Annotated in this window: 6 protein-coding genes; 5 read left to right on the top strand and 1 reads right to left on the bottom strand. The window is 63.8% G+C overall.

What is annotated here, in order from left to right:
* Nucleotides 1-212 precede the first annotated feature (212 nt).
* From prfA to A3840_RS07350, 5 genes are all read left to right on the top strand, one after another.
* On the top strand, nucleotides 213-1,289 hold the full coding sequence (prfA, locus tag A3840_RS07330) for a peptide chain release factor 1 (RefSeq protein WP_067454169.1): 1,077 nt from the start codon (nucleotides 213-215) through the stop codon (nucleotides 1,287-1,289).
* A gap of 14 nt (nucleotides 1,290-1,303) precedes the next feature.
* Nucleotides 1,304-2,179 (top strand): peptide chain release factor N(5)-glutamine methyltransferase, encoded by an 876-nt coding sequence (gene prmC / locus A3840_RS07335; RefSeq protein ID WP_067454172.1) that lies wholly within the window; start codon nucleotides 1,304-1,306, stop codon nucleotides 2,177-2,179.
* Nucleotides 2,180-2,504: 325 nt separating this feature from the next.
* Nucleotides 2,505-3,095, top strand: a complete 591-nt coding sequence (locus A3840_RS20245) for a DUF4167 domain-containing protein (RefSeq protein ID WP_082903723.1) — start codon at nucleotides 2,505-2,507, stop codon at nucleotides 3,093-3,095.
* A gap of 224 nt (nucleotides 3,096-3,319) precedes the next feature.
* Nucleotides 3,320-5,935, top strand: coding sequence for an ATP-dependent chaperone ClpB (clpB, locus tag A3840_RS07345; protein WP_067454174.1), 2,616 nt, complete (start codon nucleotides 3,320-3,322; stop codon nucleotides 5,933-5,935).
* Between the two features lie 105 nt (nucleotides 5,936-6,040).
* Complete coding sequence (locus A3840_RS07350; RefSeq protein ID WP_067454177.1) at nucleotides 6,041-6,382, top strand: VOC family protein; 342 nt, start codon at nucleotides 6,041-6,043, stop codon at nucleotides 6,380-6,382.
* Nucleotides 6,383-6,384: 2 nt separating this feature from the next.
* Here A3840_RS07350 and A3840_RS07355 read toward each other — a convergent pair whose 3' ends face one another.
* The gene (locus tag A3840_RS07355) at nucleotides 6,385-8,343 is read right to left on the bottom strand and encodes a M23 family metallopeptidase (RefSeq protein ID WP_131798270.1); all 1,959 of its coding nucleotides are present in this window, start codon (nucleotides 8,341-8,343) and stop codon (nucleotides 6,385-6,387) included.
* Nucleotides 8,344-9,136: the final 793 nt, after the last annotated feature.

Raw genomic sequence — 9,136 nt, forward strand, 5'->3', positions numbered from 1 at the left:
AAATCCCGACGCCCCGGGGCGGTTTGCGTCTCGTTTTTATACTCAGAGGCGAAATCCGCCTCGGGGCTTCCATCGACCAAAAAAACCGGAAGCGGGAACGCGGTCCGGGGCTTCGGCGCGTCCCGATTGCGCCCCGGCTTGGGCCTGGGCACTTGAACTTGCCCTTTTCGCTCTTTACAGCCAGCCGGACACTTGCCTGAAAGACCCGAAAAATGCCCAGCCTGCCCCAGGACAAGCTCGATGCCCTCGAAACGCGCTTCCAATATATCGAAGCGGCCTTGTCCGGCGGGGCCAATCCGGACGAATTCGCCCGGCTCAGCAAGGAGCATGCGGACCTTTCCGAGATCGTGGGCGAAATCGGCACCTACAAGAAGGCGCTGAAGGATCGGGCCGAAGCCGAGGCGCTGCTCAGGAGCGGCGACAGGGAAATGGCCGAGATGGCCGAGGCCGAGATCGAGGAACTGGACGCGCGCATCGAGCAGCTCGCCCAGTCGATCCGCATCATGCTGCTGCCCAAGGACGAAGCGGACGAAAAATCCATTATCCTGGAAATCCGCGGCGGCACCGGCGGCGACGAGGCGGCCCTGTTCGCGGGCGATCTCTTCCGCATGTATGAGCGCTACGCTGCCCTGCGGGGCTGGAAGGTGAGCGTGATGGAGGAGAGTCCCGGCGAAATGGGGGGCTTCAAGGAAATCATCGCCAATGTCACCGGCAAGGGCGTCTATGCGCGGATGAAATATGAATCGGGCGTGCACCGCGTCCAGCGCGTGCCGGCTACGGAAGGGTCGGGGCGCATTCATACCTCGGCGGCCACGGTGGCGGTGCTGCCGGAAGTGGAAGACATCGATATCGAGATCCGCAACGAGGATATCCGCATCGATACGATGCGCGCCTCGGGCGCCGGCGGCCAGCACGTCAACACCACCGATTCGGCGGTGCGCATCACCCATATCCCGACCGGCATCGTCGTCACCTCGGCGATGAAGAGCCAGCATCAGAACCGGGCCCAGGCCATGATCGTGCTGCGCTCGCGGCTCTATGAAATGCAGCGGGAGGCGCGCGACAGCGCCCGCTCGGCCGAACGCAAGGGCCAGGTGGGCTCGGGCGACCGGTCCGAGCGCATCCGCACCTATAATTTCCCGCAGGGAAGGGTCACCGATCATCGCATCAACCTCACCCTCTACAAGCTCGACAAGGTGATCGCCGGCGAAGCCCTGGACGAATTGATCGAGGCGCTGATCACCGAGAGCCAGGCGGCGCAATTGGCCGCCATGGAGCAGGTCAACTGAGCGAGCCGGTCCGGATCGGGGCGCTCTGGCGCGGCTGGCGGGACGTGCTGACCCGATTGGGCTTCGAGACCGCCGCGCTCGACGCCAAATTGCTGGCCGGCCATGCCCTGGGGCTGGATGCGCTGGCCCTGGCGACGCGGGAGAACGATCCGGTGGCGCCGGAAGCCGCCGCCCTGCTGGCCGATTTCATCCAGCGCCGCATGGGCGGCGAATCGGTGGCGCGGATCATCGGCAAGAAGGAATTCTACGGCCTGCCCTTCCAGCTTGGTCCGGCGACGCTGGAGCCGCGGCCGGATACCGAATTGCTGGTCGATCTGGCCATCGCGGCCCTGCCGGCCGGCGGCCGCCTGCTCGATCTGGGCACTGGCACCGGCTGCATCCCCATCGCCATCCTCGCCAACAGGCCCGATGCAAGGGCCGTGGCCACCGACCTCAATCCCGAAGCGCTGTCCATCGCCCGGCTCAATGCCGAACGCCATGGGGTGCTCTGGCGGCTCGACCTGGCCCAGGGCGATTGGTTCGGGGCGCTGGCCGCGCCGGGGCAGGGCGGTGCGCGTTTCGATCTCATCGTCTCCAATCCGCCCTATATTTCCAGCGCCGTCATCGAGACGCTGGCGCCGGAAGTGAAGCAGTTCGACCCTCGCCTGGCCCTCGATGGCGGGCCGGATGGCCTGGCGCCCTATCGCATCATCGCCGCCGAATCGGGGCAATTTCTCGCGCCGGGCGGGCAGGTGCTGGTGGAAATCGGCTATGATCAGGGCGCGGCGGTCGCGGGCCTGTTCGCGGCGGCCGGATTTGTCGATATCGCCGTTCACAAGGACCTCAACGGGCTTGAACGTGTGATTTGTGCGCACCAGATAGAGGGGCAGAACGATGTCCGATCGCGCTGAGCCGCAATTTCCGCTGGCCAAAGGCAGGTGAAACGGATATTTTGAATTTGCTGTCAATGGCGCATCATGAGCGCCGCGGCGATCACACCCGATCCAAGATGCGAGAGGCTGCTTCAGGCAGCGCAGTTCCGGTGGCCCGGAACGACGCGGAGGCGGGGCGGATTTTTCCGAAGGTCGCTGCCGATTGCATTCGGTCTTCATGAAGCCAGTTTAGGCCCCGCACGGTGCGCTGTTTTACCGCCGGGGTCAGGGGCCAGACCGGGCCTGTTCTCCGGTCCGCCCCAGAAATGTGACGCTTAACTTCTAGATTTAGACAAAGCGACCTATGAGACCTAACCAGAACAAGAACCGGCAGCGCGGCCGGAATGGCGGACGCAAGCATGTCAATCCGCTGTCGCGCAATTACGAAAGCAACGGCCCGGATGTGAAGGTGCGCGGCAATGCCGCCCATGTCGCCGAGAAATATCTGCAGCTCGCCCGCGATGCCCAATCCTCGGGCGATTCGGTGATGGCCGAGAATTACCTGCAGCATGCCGAGCATTATTTCCGCATCGTCTCCTCCGCCCAGCAGGCCATGAACGGTCCGCGCGAAGGCCAGAGCCAGGACGAGGTGGATTTCGACGACGACGCCAATGACGTCAATTCCCGCTTCTCCTCGCCCCAGCCGGCCCAGCCCGTGCAGCAGGGCAATGAGAGCGAGGGCGAGACGGCCGAGGCACCGGCCCAGCCGCAGCCCGCCGAAGAGGCCGCTGCCGTTCCCGCGGATGCCGAGGGTGAGGCTGCGCCGCGCAAGACGCGCGAACGTCGTCCGCGCCGCCGCCGCCCAGCCGGGGGCGAAGGCGCCGACCCGGCCAATGCGCCGCAGCCCGAGGTGCCGGAACTGCCGGCTTTCCTCACCGGCAATGCCGCCGAATAACGATCTCGAGGCCGGGCTTTATGCCCGGCCTTTTCGTTTGTGGCAGTATGCGCCGGGCGGAGCGGGTGACCTGGTCTTTTTGTTCTGCAGCTCTTTTGTTCCTCTCCCCAATACCTACATCATGGGGCGAAGGAATGCGCCGATACGGGCATTCCGGGAACGACGCTTCCGCCGTCCTTTCGGTGCCTTCGGGGCCATGGGGCGGGCGAGACAAGGAGAGTTGAATGAATATCGAGAAATATACCGAGCGGGCGCGGGGCTTCATCCAGTCTGCGCAGACCTACGCTCTGGGGCAGGGGCATCAGCAATTCTCGCCCGTGCATCTGTTGAAAGTCCTGCTCGACGATGACCAGGGCATGGCCAATGGCCTGATCCAGCGCGCCGGGGGTGACCCCAAGGCGGCGCGGGCCGGGGTCGAGGCGGCCCTCAACAAGATTCCCAAGGTCAGCGGCGATGCCGGCCAGCTTTATCTCAGCCGGGAACTGGCCAAGGTCTTCGACACGGCCGAGCAGGCCGCCCAAAAGGCCGGCGATTCCTTCGTCACCGTCGAACGGCTGCTGCTGGCGCTGGTGATCGAGAAGGACAATGATGCCGGCAAGGTCCTGGCCTCCTCCGGTGTGACTGCGCAGGGCCTCAACAATGCCATCGAAGCCATTCGCAAGGGGCGCACCGCCGATTCGGCCTCGGCCGAGAATGCCTATGACGCGCTCAAGAAATATGCCCGCGACCTGACCCAGGACGTGCGCGAGGGCAAGCTCGACCCGGTGATCGGCCGCGACGAGGAAATCCGGCGCACCATCCAGGTCCTGAGCCGGCGCACCAAGAACAATCCGGTGCTGATCGGCGAACCCGGCGTGGGCAAGACGGCCATCGCCGAAGGCCTCGCCATCCGCATCGTCAATGGCGATGTGCCGGAGAGTCTGAAGAACAAGAGCCTGTTGGCATTAGACATGGGCGCCCTGATTGCCGGCGCGAAATATCGCGGCGAGTTCGAGGAGCGGCTAAAAGGCGTGCTCAACGAGGTGACCGCCGCCGAGGGGCAGATCATCCTGTTCATCGACGAAATGCACACCCTGGTCGGTGCCGGCAAGAGCGAGGGCGCCATGGATGCGTCCAACCTGCTCAAGCCCGCCCTGGCGCGCGGTGAGCTGCATTGCGTCGGCGCCACCACGCTCGATGAATATCGCAAGCATGTCGAGAAGGACCCGGCGCTGGCCAGGCGCTTTCAGCCCGTCTTCGTCTCCGAGCCGACGGTGGAGGACACCATCTCGATCCTGCGCGGGCTCAAGGAAAAGTACGAGCTGCATCACGGCATCCGCATTGCCGACTCGGCGCTGGTGAGCGCGGCGACGCTGTCGAACCGCTACATCACCGACCGTTTCCTGCCCGACAAGGCCATCGACCTGATGGACGAGGCGGCGGCGCGCCTGCGCATGGCTGTCGATTCCAAGCCCGAGGCTCTGGACGAGCTCGACCGGCGCATCATGCAGCTCAAGATCGAGCGTGAGGCCCTGAAGAAGGAAGACGATGAGGGCTCCAAGACCCGGCTGGGCCGGCTGGAGCAGGATTTGTCCGGGCTCGAAGAACAGGCGCAGGTTCTGTCGGCCAAATGGCTGGCGGAAAAGGAGCGCTTGCAGGGTTCGACCAAAATCAAGGAAGAACTCGACGCGGCCCGCTCTCAGCTCGAAATCGCGCAGCGCCAGGGTGACCTGGCCAAGGCGGGCGAGCTGGCCTATGGCGTCATTCCCGATCTCGAAAAACGGCTGCGCGCCGCAGACGACGCGGATGGCGACGGCCAGCCCGATCCGGTCATGGCCAGGGAAACGGTCGAGCCGACCGACATCGCGCAGGTGGTTTCGCGCAGGACCGGCATTCCCGTCGACCGGATGATGGAAGGCGAGCGCGAAAAGCTCCTGCATATGGAAAGCTCGCTCGGCGCCCGCGTCATCGGGCAGGCCGAGGCGGTTGCCGCAGTGGCCAAGGCCGTGCGCCGCTCGCGCGCCGGCTTGCAGGACCCGAACCGGCCCATCGGCTCGTTCATGTTCCTGGGACCAACCGGCGTGGGCAAGACCGAGCTGACCAAGGCGCTGGCGCAATTCCTCTTCGACGACGAGACCGCCATGGTGCGGCTCGACATGAGCGAGTTCATGGAAAAGCACTCGGTCGCCCGCCTGATCGGCGCGCCTCCGGGCTATGTCGGCTATGACGAAGGCGGCGTACTGACCGAAGCGGTGCGGCGCCGGCCCTATCAGGTGATCCTCTTCGACGAGATCGAAAAGGCCCATCCCGATGTCTTCAACGTGCTGCTGCAGGTTCTGGATGACGGACGCCTGACTGACGGGCAGGGGCGCACCGTGGATTTCCGCAACACGGTGATCATCCTGACTTCCAATCTGGGCGCCGAATATCTGGTCGAGCTCAAGGACGGCGATCCGGTCGAATTGGTGCGGGGCAAGGTTCTCGATGCGGTCAAGGCCGCGTTCCGTCCCGAATTCCTCAACCGGATCGATGAAATCCTGCTGTTCCACCGGCTGGGTCGCGAACATATGGGCGCCATCGTCGATATCCAGTTCGGTCGTCTGGAGGCCCTGCTTAAGGACCGGGATATCGCGCTGGAGCTGACCCCCAGGGCTCGCGATTGGCTGGCCAATGAGGGCTATGATCCCGCCTATGGTGCCCGTCCGCTCAAGCGCGTCATTCAGCGCGAGGTGCAGGACGAACTGGCCGAGGAGATTCTTTCCGGCAAGGTCAGCGATGGCGGGCACGTGCTGGTCGATGCCGACGAGAGCGGCATCGTGCTGCGGCCCGACGGGCGCGCCGCCGCCGATGCGGCGGCCTGATCCAGGATCGATGCGGGCCGGGTTTTTACCCGGCCCGCCTTTTTCAGCTTGCCGCAATGGTGTGGTTGCTATAGAACAAATAAAGAACACAAAGGAGGGGGCGGCATGAGCGATCGTCTCGACTATATCGAGTTTCCCTCGACCGACCGGGAGCGGACCAGCCGCTTTTTCAGCCAGGCCTTCGGCTGGGGCATAACCAGTTACGGGCCGAGCTATGACGGCATCGAGGGCGCCGGACTGGATGGCGGCATTGACCAATCCGCCGAAAGGGTTGCGGCGACCATGGCGGTGGTGCGGACGGACGATCTCGATGCGGCCGAGCAGCGCGTCCTGGCCGCGGGCGGAGTGATCACAAGGCCGCAATTCAACTTTCCCGGCGGGCGGCGCTTTCATTTCCGCGAACCGGGCGGCAACGAATTGGCGGTCTATGTGGCGCGGCCGGAATAGGCCTAGTTGGTTTGCGCCACGCTGACGGGAGCGGGCTCGCGGGCCATCAGGTCATTGATCTGGGCAATGGTGCGGTCGAATTCGGCGCGATATTGCGGGGCCAGCACATTGTCCTTGGGCAGCTTGACGCTGAGCGGATCGACGAGATTGCCGTTGATCTTGATCTCGTAATGCAGATGCGGTCCGGTGGATTGGCCGGTCGAGCCGACATAGCCGATCAACTGGCCCTGGCGCACCTGGCTGCCGACACCGAGCCCGTCCACGTAGCGCGAGAGGTGGCCATAGGCGGTTTCGTAGCCATTGACGTGCTGGATTTCGATCTTGTTGCCGTAGCCCGACTGCCATTTGTAATAGGTGATGGTGCCATCGCCGCCGGCATAGATCGGCGTGCCGGTGGGCGCGGCAAGATCGACGCCGGTATGCAGGCGCCGGGTCTTGAAGATCGGGTGGATACGATAGCCGAAGCGCGAGCGCAGCGTGCCCCCGCCTTCCAGCGGGCGCCGGTTGAGGAAGCGTTTGCCGGTTTCGCCATCGGGATCGAAGAAATCCACCGAGCCGTCCGGGGCGGTGAAGCGATAAAATTGTCGCTTGGTGCCGCCCAGGCTCAATCCGACATAGAGCAATTCCGAAGCCGCTTCGGGCGTGGCGCCGGTTTCCAGGATTTCGATCGTGTCGCCGGCGCTGATGCGCTTGGTCATGTCGAGGTCATAGGCGAACATGCCGATAATGCGCTCGATCGTGTCGTCGGACAGGTCGTGCTTGCGGCCGGTTTCCCAGATGGAGCGATAGATGGTGGGCAGATTGCCTACATTGATCTGCTCGACATCTTCTTCGGGGAAATCGACCCAGTCGGGCTGCAGGCCGACCACATATTGCCCATTGTCGGACAGGGCCACCGTCGCGATATGCCGTTCGCCCGGCGCGCCTTCGGGCCGGTAGATCGACATGCGGTGCGGCACCAGGCTGTTGGGCGCATTGGTCAGCGGACCATAGAGAATGCGCAATCGGATGCCCTCGGGCAGGCCGCCGGCCGGAATCAGATTGGCAAGCGTGCCCTCGACCATCGAGACCTGGGTGCGGGTGAAGCCGTTACGGACCAGGGTATCGGCGAGTGGGCCGATCTCCCGCACCGTCAGGAAGCGTTCGGACCGGCCCGGGCCTTCCTGCATTGCGGTGATGGATTTGGGAACCACGGTGACGTTTTCGGCGATACCGGCCGGCGAATCGCCGGGGGCCGTCAGATCGTGCAGCGAGGGGGCGATGGAGGCATAGGCCAGGGCCGGCGTCGGGTTCTCGCTGAAGAAAGAGGCCTCGGCCATGCCGCGCACGAAATCGGCGGCGCCCTGGTCGGAAATGACCCTTTTGGGAATGAAATTGTCGGGCAGCGCCGCCTGGCGGACCGCCACTTCGCCATCCACGTCTGTGCCATAGACATCGGTGGCGACGTCGAGCGTCGCGGGCTTGAGCGGCTGGGTCTTATTGAGAATAGCCACCGGATCATAGGCAGGAACGTCCGCCGAGAGAGAGGTGGCGGTGGTCGCCAGCGTCGCGGTGATGCGCACGAAAGGCTGGTTGCGGATGATCTCGCGGCCATCGACATTCTGGCGGATGGCGGCCTCGATGATTTCGAGATCGGAGCGCGTCGCGGCCACCGGGCGCATGCGCGAGGATTTCGAGGTCAGGTCGGTCGCCAGCGGCTGGTCGATGCGGGGCGCCGCCAGCTTGAGCGCCGCATAGGCGGTCGAAAAGGTGTCCTGGCCCTGGAAGGAGACATAGAGCGCCGCGCCCATGAGCAGGACGCTGGTCAGCCCCGTCATCACCGTGCCGCTCAACCAGGCAAAGCTGAGTTCGCGGCCCTGCGGAATTTCGCCGTCAGTGGATTGCACGGTCAGCGCGGGGCTGTCCTCGAATCCGGTCGCCCTCAGCAGAGCGATGTGACGTCGTCTCTGGGTTGCGTTCAACGCCCCGTCCTTCAGTCCGTGCAGAATATTCCCAAGGCGGCCGCGGCCGGCTGGGCGCCGCAGCGCCGCGCCTAAACTAAGGAGCCGTTCCGCCTATGGCAATATCGAGCGTATTGAAGACAAATACGGCGAAACTGGGGGGGGTGGATGGGGCAATCCACCCTACCGTGCAAGGGCGCAGCGCTGGCGCCGCCTATATAGGGGGAGACCGGACCAGCCCGGCCACTGCCGGGCGTCGCAGGCCCTGCCGGACCTAGCTCTTGAAAATATGGGGCATGGCACCCATCTCTCGGCACAGGCAGGGAAAAGCCCCTAATCACTGGTGATCTGGTCGAGTTTTCCACATGCGGTCTCTGCGCCGCCGGAAAAAATGTCGTTTTTGTCATCAAGGGGGGTGACAGGCCGAAAGGTCGCCCCTATAACCCGCTCATCGCTGAAGAGCGCGGCGCCAAACGGCGGCAAGCAAAGCAGCAAGCCTCTGAAATCAAAAGTTAATTTTTTGATTTCGGGTTTTCGGATTTTGATCTGATTGGAAGAAATTCCGGCCAGGAAGAAAAACGAAAATAGGGTGTTGACGAGCCGATAGGTTCTGAGTACAACCCGCCACGCTGACGACGCCGAGCGAACTTCGCTCCCACTGTTCAGCGACTTCTGAAAGGGCAGACGATCTGCCGGGCAACCGGACAGAGGGTCATGTTTCCCTTAAGGAACTCGGAAGCTTGGCTTCCATTGACGTATCAGTCGGTGACGACGATGGGTCAGATCATTGACATTGTGAAGAGAGAAGAAAGGG

It is taken from the genome of Devosia elaeis (genome assembly GCF_001650025.1).
GTDB lineage: Bacteria > Pseudomonadota > Alphaproteobacteria > Rhizobiales > Devosiaceae > Devosia > Devosia elaeis.

Coding starts and splice junctions, on each gene's coding strand:
- prfA (WP_067454169.1), top strand. CDS start 213: ATGCCCAGCCTGCCCCAGGACAAGCTCGATGCCCTCGAAACGCGCTTC.
- A3840_RS20245 (WP_082903723.1), top strand. CDS start 2,505: ATGAGACCTAACCAGAACAAGAACCGGCAGCGCGGCCGGAATGGCGGA.
- clpB (WP_067454174.1), top strand. CDS start 3,320: ATGAATATCGAGAAATATACCGAGCGGGCGCGGGGCTTCATCCAGTCT.
- A3840_RS07350 (WP_067454177.1), top strand. CDS start 6,041: ATGAGCGATCGTCTCGACTATATCGAGTTTCCCTCGACCGACCGGGAG.